Here is a 20,616-nt window from a genome sequence, read left to right on the forward strand (position 1 = left end):
ATACATTAAACCGAATTTTAGTACAGTATGCATTTACCACAATTGATCATTGACTTGGCGTTGATATTAGGAGCGGCAGGAATTATCACCTTATTATTCAAACGGCTGAAACAGCCGATGGTGTTGGGATACATCATCGCGGGATTCATCGTTGGACCCAACTTTCACCTTTTTCCAACCATTGCCGACAGCGAAGGGATCAAAACCTGGTCGGAGATCGGCGTAATCTTTTTATTATTTTCTTTAGGACTTGAATTCAGTTTCAAAAAACTGATGCGGGTAGGCGGTACCGCAGCTATCACCGCGTTTGTTGAAATTACCTGCATCACTATTGCAGGCTATTATGTAGGACAGTTGATGGGCTGGGGAACGATGGACAGCCTGTTCCTGGGAGGCTTGCTGGCCAGTTCTTCTACCACCATCATTATCAGGGCGTTTGAAGAATTAGGCATCAAAAAGAAACCATTCACCAAGATCGTATTTGGAGTATTGGTGATAGAAGATATAGTAGTGATCCTCATGATGGTGTTACTCTCTACCATGGCGGTTAGCCGGCAGTTCGAGGGAACCGAGATGATATTCACTATCCTGAAACTGTCTTTCTTCCTCGCTATCTGGTTCCTCGCAGGCATCTTCCTGCTGCCTACATTCTTAAAAAAAATGGAAAAGTATATCAACAGTGAAACGCTGTTGATACTCAGCATAGCGCTGTGCCTTGGCATGGTGATCCTCGCCACCCAGGTTGGCTTCTCCGCAGAACTGGGCGCATTTATCATGGGCTCTATCATTGCAGAAACCACCGTTTCAGAAAAAGTAGAGCATCTTATACAACCTGTCAAAGACCTGTTCGGCGCAATTTTCTTTGTATCAGTAGGGATGTTGATAGATCCAAAAATGATAGGCGAATATTGGGCGCCGGTACTTTGGGTAACATTGCTGACCATTGTTGGAAAATTTGTAAGCACGTCCGCCGGCGCCCTGCTGTCGGGTCAAACACTGCGACAATCCGTGCAGGTAGGTATGAGCATGGCGCAGGTAGGGGAATTTGCATTCATTATTGCCACGCTGGGTCTTTCGCTTGGCGTAACCAGCGACTTCCTTTTCCCCGTAGCTGTTGGCGTATCGGCTATCACCACCTTCACCACTCCTTACATGATCAAATTCTCCGTACCGCTATACGAATGGCTGGAACGCGTACTTCCTGAAAAGTGGTTAAATACCCTCAACAGGTATAGCGCCAGCTCCCAAACCCTGCAAGCCGACAGCGACTGGAAAATCGTACTGCGTAGCTATATCAGGGTGATCGTATTGAACAGCGTGATCATGATGGGAGTAATACTGTTGAACGTCTATTACATAGGCCCGTTTGTAATGAAATACATACAGAATGAATGGCTGGCAAGGATACTTTCTGTTTTGATCGGCATTGCGATGATGTCGCCATTTATCTGGGCGCTGATGATCCAGAAGATATCCAGCACCGCTTACAAGGCGCTGTGGCTGGACTCTAAATACAACCACGGTCCGCTGGTAGTAGTGGAAGTAGTGCGCAACGTTGTAGGCGTATTGCTGGTCGGCTTCCTTGTAAACCAGTACTTCCCCTTCTGGCAGGCGTTGCTGGGAACAGCTTTTATCCTCGCCTGCGTACTGATCGTATTACGCTCACAGTTGCAGAAATATTACGACAGGATAGAGCGCCGGTTCCTCGCCAATTTAAATGCGCGGGAAACAGCCGATGCAGGCAAATCCCCCCGCCGCGACCTGCTGCCTTGGGATGCGCAGGTATCTGAAATAGAAGTGAACCCATGGTCCACACTGATCGACAAACCATTGGTTTCACTGGAGCTGCGGGAAAAATACGGCATCAATATCGGGGCCATTAAACGAGGCGAAGTAACCATCTATGCTCCCACCCGCGATGAAAAAATATTTCCTCACGACACCCTCGTAGTAATAGGCACAGAAGAACAACTGGAAGAATTCGGGAAAGTGGTGGATACCCTGAACGTTATCCCCAACAATGCACTGAACGACGACAACGTAGGGCTCACCAGCATCATGGTCGATGAATATACAGGCCTGAAGGGGCAAACCGTACGTACCTCCGGCATCCGTGAAAAAACAAACGCATTGGTAGTAGGTATCGCCAGGGGCTCGGAAAAAATCCTGAACCCCGACTCTAACACCACCTTCCAATGGGGCGACGTCATCTGGCTCGTAGGCGACCGTAAGCGCATCAAAGACTTCCACATATAGTTCACGCAGAATGTTTCACGCAGAGAGGCATAAGAAGCAAAGAAGCATAAGAGATTTTGACCAGAGCGAATTTTAAGAAAGCAAAGGAGTTGAAGATTATGTTATAACACAATCTTCAACTCCTTTGCTTTCTTTTTTTCTTAAAACAATCTCTTATGCTTCTTTGCTTCTTATGCCTCTCTGCGTGAAACATTCTGCGTGAACCCCCTCGCGAGGAAGTCACGGAGCACATATTGCAAGATGCCGCCGTTCAGATAATATTCGATTTCGATCTCGCTGTTCAGCTTACATTTTACATCGAATTCGACAGGCGGTTCGCCGGAGCCGGGAATAGCTTTAACTTTCAGGACCTTACCGGGCGTTAACCCGCCTTCCAGTCCGGTGATATCGTATTGTTCGGTACCCGTTAAATTAAGAGAGGCCGCATTCTGACCATTCATATATTCCAGCGGCAATATGCCCATTCCTACCAGGTTGCTGCGGTGAATACGTTCGTAGCTTTCTGCGATAATCGCTTTTACGCCGAGGAGGTTAGTTCCTTTTGCCGCCCAGTCGCGGGACGAACCGCTGCCATATTCCTTGCCTGCCAGCACGATGAGCGGAGTGCCGCTGGCTGCATATTTAACGGAAGCGTCGTATACTGACAGTACAGTACCGGAAGGCATCAGGGTAGTGTAACCGCCTTCTTTGGGCGACAGGTCATTTTTCAGGCGCACATTCGCGAAAGTACCTCTTACCATTACTTCGTGGTTGCCCCTGCGGGAACCATAAGAATTGAACATACGCTGATCAATACCATGATCAAGCAAGTATTTGCCGGCAGGCGTGTCTGACTTGAATGAACCTGCAGGAGAGATATGGTCGGTAGTAACGGAGTCGCCGAGTTTCAGCAGCACCCTTGCCCCGGTAATATCATGGAGAGGCTCAAGCTGGCTGGAAATGCCTTTAAAGAAAGGAGCTTCGCGGATGTAGGTAGAATCGTTGCTCCAGTGATAGTTATTGCCGGTTGGCGCTAGTAATCCCTGCCACTGTTCGTCGCCATCGAAGATCACGCTATAGGCATTTTCAAAATCTTCCTGTTTTACGGCAGTTGCAATAGCCTGGTTAATTTCTTCCTGGGTAGGCCAGATATCGCGCAGGTATACAGGTTCGCCGTTCGGGTCGTAGCCTAACGGAGCGGTGAGGAGGTCAATATCTACCCGTCCTACAATCGCGTAAGCTACTACCAGCATCGGGGAAGCGAGGAAATTCATTTTCACCTGCGGATGTACTCTTGCTTCGAAGTTGCGGTTGCCTGATAATACTGACGCCACCACGAGGTTGCCTTTATCTACCGCTTCTGCTATTGCAGGCGGCAATGGTCCGCTGTTGCCTATACAGGAGGTGCAACCATAACCAACCACGTGGAAACGCAAAGCTTCCAGTTCTTCCAGGAGATTGGCGCGTTTCAGGTAATCGGTAACGACCCTTGACCCGGGCGCCAGGCTGGTCTTTACCCAGGGCTTTACCGTTAAACCGCGGCTGATCGCTTTTTTTGCTACCAGCCCCGCCCCTATCATCACGCTGGGATTGGAGGTATTGGTACAACTGGTGATTGCTGCAATAGTGATCGCGCCATCGCTCAATACATATTCTTCATTTCTCAGTTTAACGCGAACAGATTTCAGGTAATCTACCTCCACTGCCACATCTTCCAGCGGTTTCTGTATTTCGTAGGTGAACGTAGTTCCCGAACCGCCTTCCGATAACCAGGCAGTATCCCGGCGTTTGCCTTCAGGAGTATACATACGTTTATATTCTTTTCCCAGCAACGTCTCAAACTCGTTGCCCAGGTCTTTCACCAGGATGCGGTCCTGAGGCCTTTTCGGCCCCGCCACCGCGGCCTGCACTTTATTAAGGTCCAATTCCAGTATATCCGAATACGTGATATTTTCGTCGCCATTTCTCCACAACATATTTTGCCGGCAATAAGATTCGACCAGGGAGATCTGGTCGGCCGGGCGATTAGTGCGGCGCATATATTGCAATGTCTGGTCATCTACCGGGAAATAGGTAACAGTACAACCAAATTCGGGCGACATATTAGAGATCGTAGCCCGGTCGGGGACCGTCAGGTGATCCAACCCATCGCCAAATACTTCCACAAATTTATCTACTACGCCGTATTTACGCAGCAGTTCTGTAATAGCCAATACCATATCCGTTGCCGTTACCCCTTCTGTGAGCTTACCTGTTAATTTCAGGCCTATCACCTGCGGACAGGTAAAATAAATCGGCTGACCTAAAATAGCTGCTTCCGCCTCAATCCCGCCAACGCCCCATCCCAATACGCCGATGCCATTCACCATAGGCGTGTGCGAATCTGTTCCTACCAGGGTATCAGGGAATATCCAGCCATCGCGGCTGATCACTCCTTTAGCCAGGTATTCGAGGTTCACCTGGTGGCAAATACCCATTCCCGGCGGCACTACGGTAAAGTTCCTGAAAGCCTGCTGGGCCCATTTAAGAAGCTGGTACCGCTCTTTATTACGTTCATATTCATACGCCACGTTTTTCCTGTAGGAATAGTCAGTACCAAAAAAATCGACCTGCACGGAGTGGTCCACTACCAGGTCAACAGGAATTGCAGGGTTAATAGCAGCGCCGTCTTTTCCCTGCCGGATCACTTCCGCCCTGATAGAGGCCAGGTCTACAACGGCAGGTACGCCTGTAAAGTCCTGCATCAGTACCCTGGCAGGTTTAAACGGCACTTCCTTATCGGTTCCCCCGGGTGTCCAGTTCACTAATGTTTCCACATGCTCGTCTGTGATCGCGAAGTTGTCTTTATTCCGCAATACATTTTCCAAAAGGATCCTGATAGAGAATGGCAAACGTGATATTTGCTTTCCCTCCTGTTCTAATTTGCTTAGTAAAGCGATTTTTGGCTCCATAGTATCTGATTGAAGACATTAAAAAAACACTGCCCCGTCCATTTTGTTTATGAGGATACCAGTTTCCCCTGCTGCATCCCGGCATCCATATGAACTAGTTTATAACAAAGCGAAAGAAAATGACAGAAAAACTCAAAGTACGTGCCACCAGCAAACTGATTCTGGAAGCTGCGCTTCCCTTATACCACTCAACCCTGCAACAGCAATACATAAACGCAATTGATTTCAGCGAAACCAATCGTTTTTTTTATGAATTAAAACGCCGTTATCCACAGATCATAGAAATTGTGTTGTTGAGAAAATTCGGCATACGGCATTTTATCAGCGAAAGAATGAATGCCCACCCTGTACAACAGGCGATCATATTGGGAGCTGGCTTAGATCCGCTGTCGTTGTACCTGTTGGAGAATTATCCACAACTGCGGAAGATCATAGAAGTGGACAACGGAGATATTGCAGAGAAAAAAGCAATATATGACAGGATCTTACCTCAACAGACCTTAATTCATTTTGCGCCCTGCGATATCACAGATACGCCCTTACTCAGAAGCTTTCTTGCCCATAGCGGTTATGCTCCCGGACAACCCGCTATTATCGTATTTGAAGGCATCATACATTATATCCCTTCATCGGCTTTCCTGGATGTGATGCAGTTATTCAGGACGCCGGGGCATCATAACCAGGTAATGCTGGATTATTGTTTGGCAGGTGAGGATGTGCCCCTGGCTTGCCGGCCTTTGCATGAAGGAGTATTAGACATCCTGGCGGCCAACCTTCCGGCTCCGCTGAAAGTTTATAGCCGCCGGCAAATAAATGCTTTTCTCCAGGAACTGCATGCAGCATCGGTAGAACGGGAACCGCTGCCTCTCACAGAAAAGAAAAGAGGGCTGAAACCCGTACAGTTCAAGGCAGATGGAGAAGGAATTATAGAATTGTTAAATTTCTATATCTGATTCCACCATTTTTCGTTTGGCCAGTGATGACCGATCACAACAGGTTCGCCTATTTTCGGTGTGGTAACCGGGAGGTTAATGGCTTCAGCAGCCCTGGTTACACGGTCCGGCGACTCATTCCAGGGATGAGTGGATAAGGTGAATTTGCCCCAGTGAACAGGCAGCAGCATTTTCGCTTTCAGGTCTGTAGCTGCCTTCACTGTTTCTTCAGGCACCATATGAATAAAAGGCCAGTAGTCGTTATACTGCCCGTTTTCCAATATAACCAGGTCAAATGGTCCGAATTTCTCTCCTATCTCCTTAAAATGTGCATCGTAGCCCGAATCGCCGCCCAGGAACAGGTTATAGCCATATAACTGCAATACAAAAGAGACCCACAGGCTGCCGCCTCTCTTAAATCCCCTGCCGGAAAAATGACGTGCAGGGGTAGCTGTCAGGTGTACTTTGTCGGTTACCTGCTCGCCTTCCCACCAATCCAGTTCGGTGATCAGGTCGGGGGCGAAAATGCCTCTCAGGTCTTTGGCCACGCCCAGCGCCGTATATACCCTTTTCACCCTGGAGGTCAGCTGGCATAATGTTCTTTTATCAAGATGATCGTAATGATTATGTGTAATGATCAGCAGGTCTATTTCCGGGATGTCCTGGGGTTTATAAATATCAGATCCCGGGAACGCTTTCACCATGAAGCTGAAAGGAGCTGCGCTGCCGCTGAGTACAGGGTCCACCAATATCCTGAATCCTTCTATTTCTATGAAGTAGGAAGAATGACCGAACCAGACCAAAGTGGGTTCTTTGGTGTTCAGTTGTTTCAGATCTGTTTTTATTGCCGGCAGCGGAACAGGGGGTTTTACATTGGCAGGCCGTTGAAGGCTTTCCAAGAACATTTTGAAGTACGTGACATTCTCCGGCTTCAGGGGAGTCAGGTTAACATTCTGAAATGCCCCGTTCCTGAATTGCAGGGAATGTCTTATCCTATCAGCTGATGACTTTTGTTCCATATCTAAAGTTAAGAAGTGTTTTGCTGATAGGAAGGACGAATGGGAGAAGAAAATATTTTAAGTATGAGCCAATTGGGTCAGTTTCGGGACGTTGAGAATGGTGTAGTACTTTCCTGCTATCGCGATAAGCCGGGCTTCTATCAGTTCATTCAACACCCTGAAAGTGGTTTCAAAAGTGGCGCCGATATAGGAGGCCAGGTCCTGTTTATTCAGTTCAATATCAATAAACCCTTCTTTATTATAGCCAAACTGGCTTTCGAGCAGCAGGAATGCATTGGCCAGCCGGGCTTTTACGGGCATATGCACCAGGTTCCTCATCTGTTTTTCGGCTGTTTGCAGCTCATCAGCAAAAAAGAGGAGCAGTTCATACAGCAACCCCTGGTTCACTTTTAAGGAAGAAGTAAAAAATTCCATATCCACGAAACATACCTGTGTAGGGGCCATGGCGGTAGCGGAAACCGGGTATATGGCTTCCCGGGTGCCCATACCCCTGTGTCCTACAATATCGCCTTTCCGGGCAAACCTGATGATCAGTTCTTTATCATCGCCCCAGTGCTTATGTACTTTCACCAGGCCGTCGTAGACAAAGAAAATACCGTTTACCGGTTCGTTTTCCCGGAATAACAATTCCCCTTTTTTAAGCAGGTAGTTTTTATGTTGAAGGGCAATGGCCGGCTTCCATTCCTTTACAGCCCATCTGCAGAGCATACAGGTGTTGCCGTCGCAGCCTTCTTTATCTTTTTTCATGTAAACAATAACTGTTGTTTTGCTGATGTTTCAATCCCAGGTTCACTACGTCGCCCACTACGATGACAGCGGGATTGGTAATACCGGCGGCTTCGGCCCTGTAAAGGATGTCTTTCACCGTGCCGGAGATCACCCGTTGGCGACTGGTTGTGCCTTCCTGTATGATGGCAACAGGCGTGTCGCTTTTTCCATGGCTGGCAAATATGTCCATGATCTCTTCCAGTTTGCTCATCGCCATTAAAATTACTACCGTGGCTGACGACCGGGCCGCCAGTTCAATATCTCCGGATAGTTCTCCTGCCTGGTTGGTTCCGGTAGTGATCCAGCAGCTTTCTGCAATTCCGCGGCAGGTAACGGGGATCAAGGCAGAAGCGGGAACCGACAGGGCGCTGCTCACCCCGGAGATCACTTCTACCCCTATGCCCGCTTCATGGGCCGCGGCAATTTCTTCGGCCGCTCTCGCAAATACAAAAGGATCACCTCCTTTAAGCCGGGCAACATGCCCATAAGTATATGCCATGTCCACGATCAGGTCATTAATCCCCTGCTGGCTGATGCTGTGGCAGTTGTAACGTTTGCCCACGAAGCGGATAATAGCATCGGGGGTGGCGTATTCGAGCAGCGACTCGTTCACCAGCGCATCATATAAGATCACTTTTGCTTTACTGATGGTTTTAATGGCTTTTACAGTGATCAGGTCAGGATCTCCTGGTCCGGCTCCGATTAAAGATAGAAAGGGATTTGCCATAGAAAAACATATTATAATTAAAATTATTTAATAGATTTAACACTAAACACTATCAAATTTAAATGTTTTATCGCTAATTTTATAACCAACATCATACACACAAGCAGAAAATCAGCATCAAAACCCGAAATAATATTATATTAATTTATTTATAATATATCTTTTAATTGCTGTAAAATGTCTTTCCATGAAAATAGTAGTAATTGGAAATGGTATGGTGGGATATAAGTTTTGCGAGAAGATACTGGCAAAAAAATTACCTGACCTTCACCTCACTGTCTTTGGAGAAGAACCTCATCCCGCCTACGACCGTGTTCACCTCACCGACTGGTTTAACTCATCTACGGATCAACTACTGCTGGCATCTTCCGACTGGTATGCAGAAAACGGCATCCAACTGGAACTGGGAGACCCGGTTAAATATATTGATACTACGCTTAAAAGGGTCTATTCTGCAAAGAACAAAATACTGGATTATGATATCCTCATCTTTGCCACCGGTAGTGCAGCTTTCGTTCCCCCCATCCCGGGAGTGGACAAACAAGGCGTATTCGTATACCGGACAATAGATGATCTGCAAAAGATCAGGGCCTATGCAAAAAACGCTAAAAGCGGCGCCGTAATCGGCGGCGGCCTGCTGGGATTAGAAGCCGCCAAAGCGCTGCTGGACCTGGGCATCAACAATACTTCCGTTATAGAATTTGCTTCCCGCCTGCTCCCGAGGCAAATAGACGACCAGGGCTCCAATATCCTCAAAAACCAGCTCGCCGCCCTGGGATTACAGATCCTTACCAACAAACAGACCAGCGAGATCATAGGCGAACCCGCCATTACAGGACTTTCCTTCAAAGATGGCAGCACCCTGGACGCAGAAATTCTCGTCATCTCCGCCGGCATCAAACCAAGAGATGAACTGGCCCGCCTGGCCGGCCTGGAAGTAGGTGAACGGGGAGGCATTGTCGTAAATGAAAAAATGCAGACCAGCGATCCTTCTATTTACGCGATCGGCGAATGCGCCCTCGCCAACCAGATGATATACGGACTGGTAGCTCCCGGGTATGAAATGGCAGATGTAGCCATCGCCAATATCACCGGAACCGAGAAATCATTCACCGGTTTCGACATGAGCACCAAACTTAAATTAATAGGCGTAGACGTTGCCAGCTTCGGCGATCCGTTCACTTCGCCGGAAACCAGCACCTCTATCGTGTTTGAAGATAAGTTTTCAGGCGTCTACAAACGCCTGAACATCAGCAACGATGGCAAACAACTGCTGGGCGGCATACTGGTAGGCGATGCGGCAGACTATAACCTCCTGCTGCAAACCTGCAAAAACAAACTGGCACTGTCCGGCAACCCGCAAGACCTGCTGTTTACCAACCTGAAACCAGGCAATACCGCCAGCGCAGGCATCAGTCAACTGCCGGATGAAGCCATCATCTGCAGCTGCGAAGGCGTCAGCAAAGGAACCATCTGCGATAAAGTTACTGCCGGATGCGAAACCCTGGATGGCATCAAAAAAGCCACCAAAGCCGGTACCTGCTGCGGCGGTTGCGTACCGATGGTGAAAGACCTGATCAACACCACCCTAAGCTCTCAGGGCAAATATATCCGTAACGTGATCTGCGAACATTTCAATTACTCACGCCAGGAAATATACGACCTCATTAAGATCCAACACCTTTATTCTTTTGATGAAGTACTGGAAAAACACGGGCACGGCGAAGGCTGCGAGATCTGCAAACCGGTAGTTGCCTCTATCCTCGCCAGCTTGTGGAACGAAATGATATTGGACAAAGGAAATGATACAGCGCAGGATTCGAACGACCGTTACCTCGCCAACATACAAAAAGGCGGCACCTACTCTGTAGTTCCCCGCATCCCCGGTGGCGAGATCACTCCCGAAAAACTGATCATCATCGGGCAGATCGCAGCTAAATACAACCTCTATACGAAGTTAACCGGAGGCCAGCGCATCGATCTCTTCGGCGCTCACCTGGTAGACCTGCCGTATATCTGGGAAGAACTGATCGCCGCCGGTTTCGAAAGCGGCCATGCCTACGGCAAAGCCCTGCGTACCGTAAAAAGCTGCGTTGGCTCTACCTGGTGCAGGTTTGGCCTGCACGACAGCGTGAGCTATGCCATCCGCATCGAAGAACGCTACAGGGGATTAAGAGCGCCGCATAAAATAAAATCTGCCGTTTCAGGGTGTATCAGGGAATGCGCGGAAGCTCAATCCAAAGACTTCGGCATCATTGCTACCGAAAAAGGATGGAACCTTTACGTATGCGGCAATGGCGGCTCCAAACCTCAACATGCCGTACTCCTGGCCTCCGACCTCGACAGCGAAACCTGCATTAAATACATAGACCGTTTCCTGATGTTCTATATAAAAACAGCCGATCCGCTTACCAGGACAGCTACCTGGCTCAATAAACTGGACGGGGGAATCGACTACCTGAGAAACGTAGTGGTTAACGATAGTCTTGGCATTGGCGACCAGCTGGAAGCAGAGATGCAGCAACTGGTGAATAATTATAAATGCGAATGGAAAGAAGTGGTAACAACGCCGGCTCTCCGTAAGCGCTTCGCACACTTCGTCAATGCTCCTTCAGAAAAAGATCCTACTGTTCAATTCCAGGAACTGCGCTCCCAGAAGAAAGCCGCAGAATGGAAATAATTCACTCAAAATTTTAAGTTTATGTCTACTACTTCTCAACTCACAGCAACAAAATGGTTCCTGGCCTGCGATGTGACAGATGTTCCAACCAATGGCGGGGTTTGTGTTAAATATAATGAAACCCAGATCGCTCTCTTCTTCTTCGCAAGAAGGAATGAATGGTATGCCACTCAAAACCTTTGTCCTCACCGCCGGCAAATGGCGCTGAGCCGCGGTATGACAGGCACGGTAGCCGACGAACCAAAGGTTGCATGCCCTTTTCATAAAAAAACTTTCTCCCTGAAAACCGGCCAGTGCCTGTCCGATGAATCAGAATGCAGCATACAAACTTATCCTGTTAAAATAGAGAACGATAAGGTCTATATCGGGATCCCTGAACAGGAATAAAAGCGCAACCCGGCTGCTGGCAGGCAAACCGGGTTGCATAATTCAAAATGATGGTCTCATTTTAAAATCAACCAAAAGTATGAAAAAATGGTCATCCGGCTGTATATCCCTGATATTCCCCGGATTGCTCCTCTGTCAGCATGCCCATGCCCAGCTGACAATTGGAGCTCAACTCCGCACCCGCGCTGAGCTACGAGACGGACAAGGCAATCCTCAACCCCTCCATGCTCCCGCTGCTTTCTTCATTTCCCAACGCGCCCGTATCTCTACCTCCTTCAAAGCCCCACGGCTGCAACTCGGGCTGAGCATACAGGATGTCAGGGTCTGGGGCCAGGATGCCAGCACCATGAACAGGACCACCACTGCCGACAACAACGGCCTTATGATCCATGAAGCCTGGGCGGCAGTGGCGCTGACAGATACCGCGCATACGCCCAGCCAGTTATGGTTACAGGTCGGCCGGCAGGAATTGCGGTACGACGACGAACGGTTGCTGGGCAACCTCGACTGGCTGCAGCAAGCCCGCAGGCACGACGCCCTGCTGCTGAAGTTCAGCAGGCGCAGCTGGACCACCCACCTGGGACTGGCATTCAACCAGAATAAGGAAAATGCTGCAGGCACTGTTTATAACCCTGTTCCTCCTGGCAACTACCCGGGCAATACCAATGGAGGCAGCAACTACAAAAGCCTGCAATACCTATGGGTACATAAACAGTTCTCCTCCAGCGGCCTGTCGTTCCTTTTCCTCGCCGACCAGTTCAGTCGCTCGCACACCGACAGTACCGTCAAGGTCTGGGAAAATAAAACCTACAACAGGATCACTACAGGCCTGTACTATGCAGGACAACTAAGCAAGTGGCAGTATACTTTTTCAGCTTACTACCAGGACGGCCATAACGCCGTCGGAACCCGCATTAGCGCCTACCTGCTTTCTGCCAACATCAACTACCTGTTAAGGCAGAACGCCAGTATCGGCATAGGAGCCGATTACACAAGGCCCGACTTCGACCCGCTGTACGGAACGCCGCATAAATTCTGGGGAGCCATGGATTACTTCTATGCCGCCAGCCTTTTTGGTAATAAAGGATTGCAGGACTATTACATCAGGGGAAAAGTAAAGGCCAGCCCAAAGAGCAATCTAAGCGCCGCTTTCCATGAGTTTTATTCTGTTGCTGATATTCCATCCTATTCCAAAAATTTCGGGTTAGAGGCAGATCTCGCCTACAACTATACTATTACCCCTGTTGTGGGGCTGGAGGTTGGGTACAGTCATTTCTGGAACACGAATACGCTTACTTCACCAACAGTTAAAAATGTACCTAATGCGTCCGGCAACAGCAACTGGGCTTATGTGAGCCTGCTGGTACAACCTCAGTTCACTATTAAATAACTTCTAAACTTCCTGCTTATGTCTGCTCCGCTTAACGAGTTAAAAATATTCAGCATCCGCTCTGTGCAAATGCGCACTTTTCATATTACCTGGCTGATGTTCTTCGTCTGCTTTTTCGGGTGGTTCGGCCTGGCGCCGCTGATGCCAACTATCAGAACAGACCTTGGTCTCAGCAAGTCGCAGGTAGGAAACATTATTATTGCCTCCGTATCGGGCACCATCGTTGCCCGCCTGGTAATAGGCCGGCTTTGCGATATCTGGGGGCCGAGGCTTACGGCAATACGGTTGCTGCTGGTAGGCGCCGTTCCGGTTATGCTGGTAGGCCTGGCGCACGATTATACAACCTTTCTTTTATTTCGTTTGTGCATTAGCGTTATAGGCGCTTCATTTGTGATCACGCAATTCCATACATCGCTCATGTTCGCACCTGCCATTAAAGGCACCGCCAATGCGGTAACCGGCGGTTGGGGCAACCTGGGAGGCGGAGTTACCAACATGGTGATGCCGCTGATCTTTGCCGCTATAACCGGCTTTGGATATACGCCTGCGCAGGCATGGAGGTACGCAATGATAGTACCCGGCATAATGATGCTGATCGTTGCATGGCTCTACTACCGTTATACGCAGGACACGCCCGCCGGCAACTTCCGCGATCTCCCCTCCCACCAGCAAAAACAAAAAACTGACTGGAGCATACTGGCCGACTGGCGCGTGTGGGCGTTAACGTTTTCCTACGCTATGTGCTTTGGCATGGAGATCACATTCGACAACGTAGCCGCCCTGCACTTCACAGATTCTTTTGGCCTGGCCCAGGAACGTGCAGGCTTCCTTGCTGGTATATTTGGCTTCATGAACCTTTTTGCACGTGCCATCGGCGGCATACTTTCAGATAAGGCAGGTAAAAAATACGGTATGAACGGCAAGGGAAGGTTACTGGCCTTACTGCTGGTAGCGGAAGGAATAGGGCTGTTGTTCTTTGCGCAGGCAGGGTCGCTTACCATGGCCATAATCTCCATGCTTTCCTTTGCCTTTTTCCTCAAAATGGCCAATGGCGCCACCTACGGCATTGTGCCGTTCATCAACGAAAAAAATGTTGGCCTGGTGAGCGGTGTAGTAGGAGCCGGCGGCAACCTGGGCGGCATGATGTTCGGGTTCCTCTTTAAATCAGAGAACATCTCTTATGCCATGGCCTTCCGGTATATAGGCATTGTTGTGGTGCTGGTCGGACTTGTAGTATTAATCACCAGGTTTTATAAGTCGGCAGATCAACCTAAAAGAACGCTGGCTGTACCTGAATATTTATAATCCTTTAGTATATGCGCAACTCTTATAAAACTACTTGTTGTTATTGTGGCGTTGGCTGCGGGATCATCGTGCACAAAGACCGTGACGGGCAGCTGCAGGTAGAAGGCGATCCTTCTCACCCTGTCAATAAGGGCATGCTTTGCAGCAAAGGAATGAACCTGCATTATACAGTTATTGAAAAGGGCGACAGGCTGTTATACCCGGAGATGCGTTATCATAAAAACCTTCCCAGGAAACGGGTGACCTGGGATGCAGCGCTGGAAAGAACAGCAGCCGTATTTTCTTCCATCATAAAACGGTATGGTCCTGAAGCCGTAGCATTCTACGCTTCAGGGCAATGCCTCACAGAAGAATACTACGTTGTCAATAAACTGATCAAAGGATTTATTGGCAGCAATAATATAGATACCAATTCGCGGCTCTGCATGAGCAGCGCTGTTGCCGCCTACAAGATGGCGCTGGGAGAAGATTGTGTGCCCGGCACGTATGAGGATATTGAATTAACGGATTGCATTTTTGTTGCAGGCGCTAATCCTGCCTGGTGTCATCCTATCCTCTGGCGGCGCGTGGAAGCGGCCAAAGCCAGCAACCCGCGGCTGAAGATCATTGTCAGCGATCCCCGTGTTACCCCGAGCTGCTCCATAGCAGATCTGCATTTGCAGATCAATCCAGGCACTGATATCACCCTCCATCATGCCATCGGGAGAGCGCTGATCACCGAAGGATATATTGACCCCTCCTTTATAATGGATCATACCAACGGGTTTGATGCCTACAGGGAAAAAGTAATGCAGGTAAGCATAGATGAGGCAGCGGTACAATGCGGCATCCCCGCCGCTGCAATTTACGAAGCAGCAAAACTGATAGGAAAAGCTAAAGGATTTATGTCGTTCTGGACGATGGGACTTAATCAAAGCAGCGTAGGGGTACACAAGAACCTTAGCCTCATCAACCTGCACCTGATCACCGGCAAGATAGGCGTTCCCGGTAGCGGGCCATTCTCTTTAACCGGCCAGCCTAACGCAATGGGAGGCCGGGAAGTAGGCGGCCTGGCCAACCTGCTGCCAGCGCACCGCGTACTAAGCAATCCTGCTCACAGGCAGGAAATGCAGGAGTTCTGGAATAGCGGGCCTATCTCCGAAAAGCCGGGGCTTACAGCTACGGCGATGTTCGACGCCCTCCACGATGGACGACTGAAAGCCATCTGGATCATGTGCACCAACCCACTGGTTAGCCTGCCCGACGCCCGCTTTGCAGAAGCGGCCCTGGCTAAAGCGCCCTACGTGGTAGTGCAGGAAATATCCAGGAAACCTGAAACCATCAAATACGCAGACGTAGTACTTCCCGCTGCCGCATGGACGGAAAAAGAAGGCACCATGACCAATGCAGAACGCAGGATCACCTGGCTACCCAAGATAAACGACGCACCCGGCGAGGCCTTGCCTGATGCTACTATTATCTGCCGGTTTGCACAGAAAATGGGGTTCGAGGGTTTCGATTATCCCGATGCCGCCAGCATCTATGCAGAACATTGCAGAAGCACTATCGGCACCAACATCAATATCGGCGAACTGAACTACGACCTGATCAAAGAACAACGCAGCGTACAATGGCCTTATGTACATGGCGAAAGTAAAAAGAGATTGTTCGAAGATCACCAGTTCTATACACCTGATAAAAAAGCGCAGATACACAGCTTCGACGCGGACAACAGGTCGGAAAGCCTCAGCCCCGATTTTCCGTTCATCCTTACTACCGGCCGCATCAGGGACCAATGGCATACCATGAGTAAAACAGGAAAGGTTAATAAACTGAAACAGCATATCCCGGAAGCATTCCTAGAAATACACCCTGAAGATGCCCGCAGGTTGGGCGTTTCAACCGGCGATGTGGTGATCGTCAGCAATCCCAGGGGAAAAGTACAGGTAAAAGCACAGGTTAGCAATACCATCAAAAAAGGCGTAGTGTTCCTGCCAATGCACTGGGGACATATTGGAAGAAGTGATCTGCACAGGGCCAATAATCTTACCAGCACCCTGCTCGACCCTATTTCCCTGCAACCTGATTATAAATATGCAGCCGTTTCAGTTGCCAGATATGAAAAGCCTAAACAGAGGATCGTTATTGTTGGCGCAGGCGCAGCGGCTTTCGGTTTTGTAAAAACATACCGGGAGCTTAACAGCAAAGATGAGATCATCATATTCAGCAAAGAGAACCTGCCTTTCTACAATCGCGTTATGCTGCCCGATTACATCAACCATACCCAGTCATGGGACCAGTTGATAAAAATGAGTGAGAAGGAAGAAAAAGAAAATAATATCCAGTTGCTGAGAGGAGTAAGTATAGACTACATAGACAGGGAAGCAAAGTTATTGACAGACAGCAACGGGAAAGTGCATCCATACGATATCCTGATCCTCGCAACAGGCAGCCGACCTGCCACGTTGAAGGATGTGCCGCCGATAAAAGGAATATTCACCATGCGCACCAAAACGGATGCAGACCTGTTTAAGAAGCACCTGGTGCCGGGAAAAAAAGTGATGATTATAGGCGGCGGATTGCTGGGAATAGAGCTGGCAGCTTCGCTGAAAGAAATAGGTTACCCTGTAGGTGTTATCCAGCGCACTTCCCGGCTAATGGATAAACAACTGGATGCCATTGCAGGGCAGTTATTGTATGAAGAACTGGTAGACCGGGGGATAGAAATATATTATAACGATGAGATAGACAGGTTTGATGGGGATACCAATCTGAAAGGATTGAAAATGAAAAGCGGCAGGTATATTGAATGCCAGGCGGTGGTTATGTCTATAGGCACTGTTCCGAACATTGCGCTGGCGCAGCAGGCGGGGCTTGAGTGCAGCCGTGGCGTAATGGTGAACGATTACCTGCAAACCAGCGATCCGGATATTTTTGCGGTAGGCGAGATCGCTTCCTTTAATGGCGTGTTGTATGGTATTACGGCAGCAGCCGAACAGCAGGCCGCCGTTGTGGCAAAATACCTGAGCGGCGATATCGGCGCCCGTTACAATGGCTCCGTTTTCATGAATATCCTGAAAATGCACGGCGCCGACCTATGTTCCATCGGCATGATAGAAACGCCCGCCGACCCGGCTTACGAGGAAGTGGTGTTCATTGACAAGGCAAAACGTTATTATAAAAAATGTATCATACACCAGGACAAACTCGTAGGCGCTATATTGGTTGGGGATAAATCCGAATTCAATGAATTCAGGGAACTGATACAACAGCAAACAGAGCTTTCGGAAAAAAGATTGCAGTTATTAAGATCAGGGAAGAAAGCCACACCGGTTGCCGGCAAACTGGTTTGCTCCTGCAGCCAGGTAGGAGAAGATAATATCAAAGAAAAGATCACAGGAGGCTGCAAAGAGCTCGGGCAGCTGTGCAGGGAAACCGGGGCCGGTATGGGTTGCGGCAGTTGCAAATCGGAAGTTAAAGCTATTCTTGAAAAGGCGCTTGCATAGTATATGACCAAACGTTCAAAAATATTCACATTCAATTTCATGGGCGGTATTATCGCCCCCGGTCCATTGCTGCAATTGCTGAACATAGCAACAGACTGTCGCGCCACCAAGATCAGGCTGGGATTAAGACAACAATTGATCATTGAGATTCCTGAAGATCATTCTGCACGTTTTGTAAAAACATGCACGCAACAGGATATACAACTCAGCGCTACTCCCAACCTGGTAAGCTCCTACTTCGCAGACGGGCTCGTTAGTCAAAGCAGCTGGTTAAGTGAAGGCATTTATAAAGATATTTTCTCCCTGTTCGATTATACGCCAACGCTGAAGATCAATATATGCGACAGCCAGCAAACATTTGTCCCGTTGTTCACCGGGCATATCAACTGGATCATTTCTCCCGGCAAACACTTCTGGCACCTGTACCTGCGGCTGCCCGGCACCTCCCGGCTATATGCATGGCCGGAGCTGGTATATACCACTCATATACCCTTGCTCAGTAAAGCGGTAGAAACGCATATGCAAAATGGATGTTCGCTGGAAGAGATTTACCTGCTTATCCGGCAAAACTATACTTATATTTCCCAGCCCAGGGAAGAAGAACTGAACCTGCCTGCCTTCCACCTGCCTTATTACGAAGGATTTAACAAAGCAAATGATGCCTATTGGCTGGGTATTTACAGGAGAGATGAGATCTTTCCTATTGCCTTTCTGAAAGAAATATGCACCATTTGCCTGGAAACACATATAGGGCAGCTGTATGCAACGCCATGGAAGTCTATCATCATTAAAAACATCAATCCTGTTCATCGTTCCTTATGGGATTATATATTAGGAAAACATGGAATTAATGTCAGGCATGCCGCCAACGAACTGAACTGGCAGGTAGAAGATAATTGCGAAGATGGATTGATATTAAAACGGCATATCATCAGGTATTTCGACAAAGCAGATACCCGCACCTATGGCTTATGCTTTAGTGTCAGGATCAAAAAACCCGAAAGCCTTTTCGGGTCTATTGTTGTCCGGCGGCAAGGCAACCGCCAGAGCAGCGACCTGAAATACCTGCAACGTTACGATATCCTGCATACCAGCAATTTCGATGCGAACAATACCCAACTGGTACTTTTCAGGGAAGGCGTAACCAAAGAACAGCTGGGGCCTTACATCGTTGCACTGTGCAGGCAATTCTATGAACTCAGGAGCAACCAGGATATATTGTCCGACTACCTGGCTGCCCAGCAACTGGCAACAGTTGCTACCCCGGCATTGCAAGCCGCTTTCCAATGCAGAGACTGCTTTACGGTGTACGACCCTGAAGTTGGCGACAGTACCCAGGGTATCGCGCCAGGCACGGAATTCAGCGAGCTGCCCGAAGATTATTGCTGCGCCGTTTGCGGGGCGTCTTTAAGCAATATTATTCCCGTTCCTTAATATTTACTAACTTTGCAACCCTCATATTACCCGCATGTTAGCAGATATTCACAACGAGGCGGCGGCAACGAGGTACCGTATCGCAACTTCCGTTTTTTTCTTTATTTCCGGCTTAGGTTATTCGTCCTGGGCCTCCAGGATACCCTCCATACAACAACAGCTGCACCTGAATGATGCCCAGCTTGGCGCAGTGCTCTTTGCATTGCCCATTGGCCTGATCCTGACCATGCCCATCACCGGTAAACTCCTGGGCAGCTACAGCAGCCGCAAGATCATGGTGTTTGGAGCAATGGTATTTAACCTGGTATTGAGCCTGCCGGGATTCACCACTAACATCTGGCAACTGGCCCTTGTACTGTTCTGTTTTGGTTCAGCACGCAACCTGCTTAACCTCTCAATGAATGCGCAGGCAGTGCAGGTACAACAATTATTCCCTCAATCTATCATGACCACCTTTCATGGTATCTGGAGCATTGCCGGCTTCACCGGCGCCGCTATCGGTTACCTGATGGTGTCTGTGAACGTGGCGCCATCCTGGCACCTGTTCAGCGTCAGCTTGCTGCTGCTGGTATTTACCATCTACTATTATCCCCGGACTTTCCCGGATCAACCGGTTCAGAGCGCGGTAAAGAAACCGGCTTTCTCCCTGCCTGATAAATCATTATTAAGATATTCCCTTATCTGTTTCGCCTGTATGGCAACCGAAAATGTGATGTACGACTGGAGCGGTTTGTATTTCGAAAAAGTGGTAGGCACTACCAAACCAAGCGCTGTAGCCGCTTTCGTGGTATACATGGTGGCTATGACCTCCGGCAGGTTTGCCGGCGACAAGCTGGTGAAGCGGCTGGGCATACAAACCATCCTGCTGTATAGCGGCTGGCTGATCTTAACAGGCCTGATCCTGTCGGTTGGCTTACCGCATCCGCTTACTGCCGGTTTAGGTTTCATATGCACCGGGCTTGGCGTATCCTGCGTAGTGCCTTTGGTATTCAGCCTGGCGGGCAAGTCCAAAAACACCAATAGTGGTCAAACGCTGGCGGCTATTTCCACTATCGGGTATTTAGGATTCCTGGTAGTACCGCCAATGATCGGGTTTGTAGCAGAAGTTACCAGCCTGAGGATCTCTTTTGCCCTGATGACCATCTGCGGGTTGTTAATCGTAATGATGGCTCCGGGACTGGCGAAAGAAGAGAAGTGATCTTTTTTTAGGAATAATAAAGAAGGGCTGCCTTAAAAATAATCCCGGGTATCTGGTAAAGCGTATGTCGTTTTGCGCTTCCTCATCCGGGGTGCTTTTGGGGAC

At 48.9% G+C, this 20,616-nt stretch carries 13 protein-coding genes; 9 read left to right on the top strand and 4 right to left on the bottom strand.

The genetic code is table 11. The features are described from left to right. Nucleotides 1–27 precede the first annotated feature (27 nt). A complete protein-coding gene (locus tag BLV62_RS01740) occupies nucleotides 28–2,256 on the top strand; it encodes a cation:proton antiporter (protein ID WP_089758020.1) in 2,229 nt (742 codons plus the stop codon). 170 nt (nucleotides 2,257–2,426) lie between these two features. Here the strand turns inward: BLV62_RS01740 and acnA are convergent, their stop codons facing one another. After that, a complete protein-coding gene (gene acnA / locus BLV62_RS01745) occupies nucleotides 2,427–5,186 on the bottom strand; it encodes an aconitate hydratase AcnA (RefSeq protein WP_089758022.1) in 2,760 nt (919 codons plus the stop codon). Between the two features lie 119 nt (nucleotides 5,187–5,305). Between acnA and BLV62_RS01750 the strand changes: the two genes are divergently transcribed. After that, nucleotides 5,306–6,139 carry a class I SAM-dependent methyltransferase gene (locus BLV62_RS01750; RefSeq protein ID WP_089758024.1) on the top strand — a complete coding sequence of 278 codons (834 nt, stop codon included), beginning with the start codon at nucleotides 5,306–5,308 and terminating at the stop codon, nucleotides 6,137–6,139. Here the strand turns inward: BLV62_RS01750 and BLV62_RS01755 are convergent. From BLV62_RS01755 to cobA, 3 genes are read right to left on the bottom strand one after another with little or no spacing between them, the layout of a single operon-like run. Further along, entirely contained in the window at nucleotides 6,130–7,137 is a 1,008-nt protein-coding gene (locus BLV62_RS01755; RefSeq protein WP_089758027.1) for an MBL fold metallo-hydrolase, read from the bottom strand. The genes BLV62_RS01750 and BLV62_RS01755 overlap by 10 nt on opposite strands. Before the next feature lie 57 nt (nucleotides 7,138–7,194). Next, nucleotides 7,195–7,884: a Crp/Fnr family transcriptional regulator gene (locus BLV62_RS01760; RefSeq protein ID WP_089758029.1), complete on the bottom strand. Its 690-nt coding sequence runs from the start codon at nucleotides 7,882–7,884 to the stop codon at nucleotides 7,195–7,197. Then, nucleotides 7,871–8,632, bottom strand: a complete 762-nt coding sequence (gene cobA, locus BLV62_RS01765; protein ID WP_089758032.1) for a uroporphyrinogen-III C-methyltransferase — start codon at nucleotides 8,630–8,632, stop codon at nucleotides 7,871–7,873. The genes BLV62_RS01760 and cobA overlap by 14 nt, the downstream gene beginning before the upstream one ends. 187 nt (nucleotides 8,633–8,819) lie before the next feature. On the opposite strand from cobA, the gene nirB reads away from it, so the two are divergent. The 7 genes from nirB (at nucleotide 8,820) to BLV62_RS01800 (ending at nucleotide 20,511) form a co-directional block, all read left to right on the top strand. Then, nucleotides 8,820–11,312: a nitrite reductase large subunit NirB gene (gene nirB, locus BLV62_RS01770; protein ID WP_089758034.1), complete on the top strand. Its 2,493-nt coding sequence runs from the start codon at nucleotides 8,820–8,822 to the stop codon at nucleotides 11,310–11,312. Between the two features lie 21 nt (nucleotides 11,313–11,333). Next, complete coding sequence (gene nirD, locus BLV62_RS01775; protein WP_089758036.1) at nucleotides 11,334–11,699, top strand: nitrite reductase small subunit NirD; 366 nt, start codon at nucleotides 11,334–11,336, stop codon at nucleotides 11,697–11,699. Nucleotides 11,700–11,778: 79 nt separating this feature from the next. After that, complete coding sequence (locus BLV62_RS01780; RefSeq protein ID WP_089758039.1) at nucleotides 11,779–13,089, top strand: alginate export family protein; 1,311 nt, start codon at nucleotides 11,779–11,781, stop codon at nucleotides 13,087–13,089. A gap of 18 nt (nucleotides 13,090–13,107) precedes the next feature. Next, nucleotides 13,108–14,394 (top strand): NarK family nitrate/nitrite MFS transporter, encoded by a 1,287-nt coding sequence (locus tag BLV62_RS01785; protein ID WP_089758042.1) that lies wholly within the window; start codon nucleotides 13,108–13,110, stop codon nucleotides 14,392–14,394. An 11-nt stretch (nucleotides 14,395–14,405) separates the two neighbouring features. Beyond that, complete coding sequence (locus BLV62_RS01790) at nucleotides 14,406–17,879, top strand: nitrate reductase (RefSeq protein WP_089758046.1); 3,474 nt, start codon at nucleotides 14,406–14,408, stop codon at nucleotides 17,877–17,879. Between the two features lie 3 nt (nucleotides 17,880–17,882). Continuing rightward, complete coding sequence (locus BLV62_RS01795) at nucleotides 17,883–19,313, top strand: rubredoxin (protein ID WP_089758049.1); 1,431 nt, start codon at nucleotides 17,883–17,885, stop codon at nucleotides 19,311–19,313. 34 nt (nucleotides 19,314–19,347) lie between these two features. After that, nucleotides 19,348–20,511, top strand: coding sequence for an MFS transporter (locus BLV62_RS01800; RefSeq protein ID WP_089758051.1), 1,164 nt, complete (start codon nucleotides 19,348–19,350; stop codon nucleotides 20,509–20,511). The last annotated feature ends 105 nt before the right edge of the window (nucleotides 20,512–20,616 follow it).

This window comes from Chitinophaga terrae (ex Kim and Jung 2007), assembly GCF_900107795.1.
Taxonomy (GTDB): Bacteria; Bacteroidota; Bacteroidia; order Chitinophagales; family Chitinophagaceae; genus Chitinophaga; species Chitinophaga terrae.

Coding starts and splice junctions, on each gene's coding strand:
- BLV62_RS01795 (WP_089758049.1), top strand. CDS start 17,883: ATGACCAAACGTTCAAAAATATTCACATTCAATTTCATGGGCGGTATT.
- BLV62_RS01790 (WP_089758046.1), top strand. CDS start 14,406: ATGCGCAACTCTTATAAAACTACTTGTTGTTATTGTGGCGTTGGCTGC.
- BLV62_RS01755 (WP_089758027.1), bottom strand. CDS start 7,137: ATGGAACAAAAGTCATCAGCTGATAGGATAAGACATTCCCTGCAATTC.
- nirB (WP_089758034.1), top strand. CDS start 8,820: ATGAAAATAGTAGTAATTGGAAATGGTATGGTGGGATATAAGTTTTGC.
- cobA (WP_089758032.1), bottom strand. CDS start 8,632: ATGGCAAATCCCTTTCTATCTTTAATCGGAGCCGGACCAGGAGATCCT.
- BLV62_RS01750 (WP_089758024.1), top strand. CDS start 5,306: ATGACAGAAAAACTCAAAGTACGTGCCACCAGCAAACTGATTCTGGAA.
- BLV62_RS01740 (WP_089758020.1), top strand. CDS start 28: ATGCATTTACCACAATTGATCATTGACTTGGCGTTGATATTAGGAGCG.
- nirD (WP_089758036.1), top strand. CDS start 11,334: ATGTCTACTACTTCTCAACTCACAGCAACAAAATGGTTCCTGGCCTGC.
- BLV62_RS01785 (WP_089758042.1), top strand. CDS start 13,108: ATGTCTGCTCCGCTTAACGAGTTAAAAATATTCAGCATCCGCTCTGTG.
- BLV62_RS01760 (WP_089758029.1), bottom strand. CDS start 7,884: ATGAAAAAAGATAAAGAAGGCTGCGACGGCAACACCTGTATGCTCTGC.
- acnA (WP_089758022.1), bottom strand. CDS start 5,186: ATGGAGCCAAAAATCGCTTTACTAAGCAAATTAGAACAGGAGGGAAAG.
- BLV62_RS01800 (WP_089758051.1), top strand. CDS start 19,348: ATGTTAGCAGATATTCACAACGAGGCGGCGGCAACGAGGTACCGTATC.
- BLV62_RS01780 (WP_089758039.1), top strand. CDS start 11,779: ATGAAAAAATGGTCATCCGGCTGTATATCCCTGATATTCCCCGGATTG.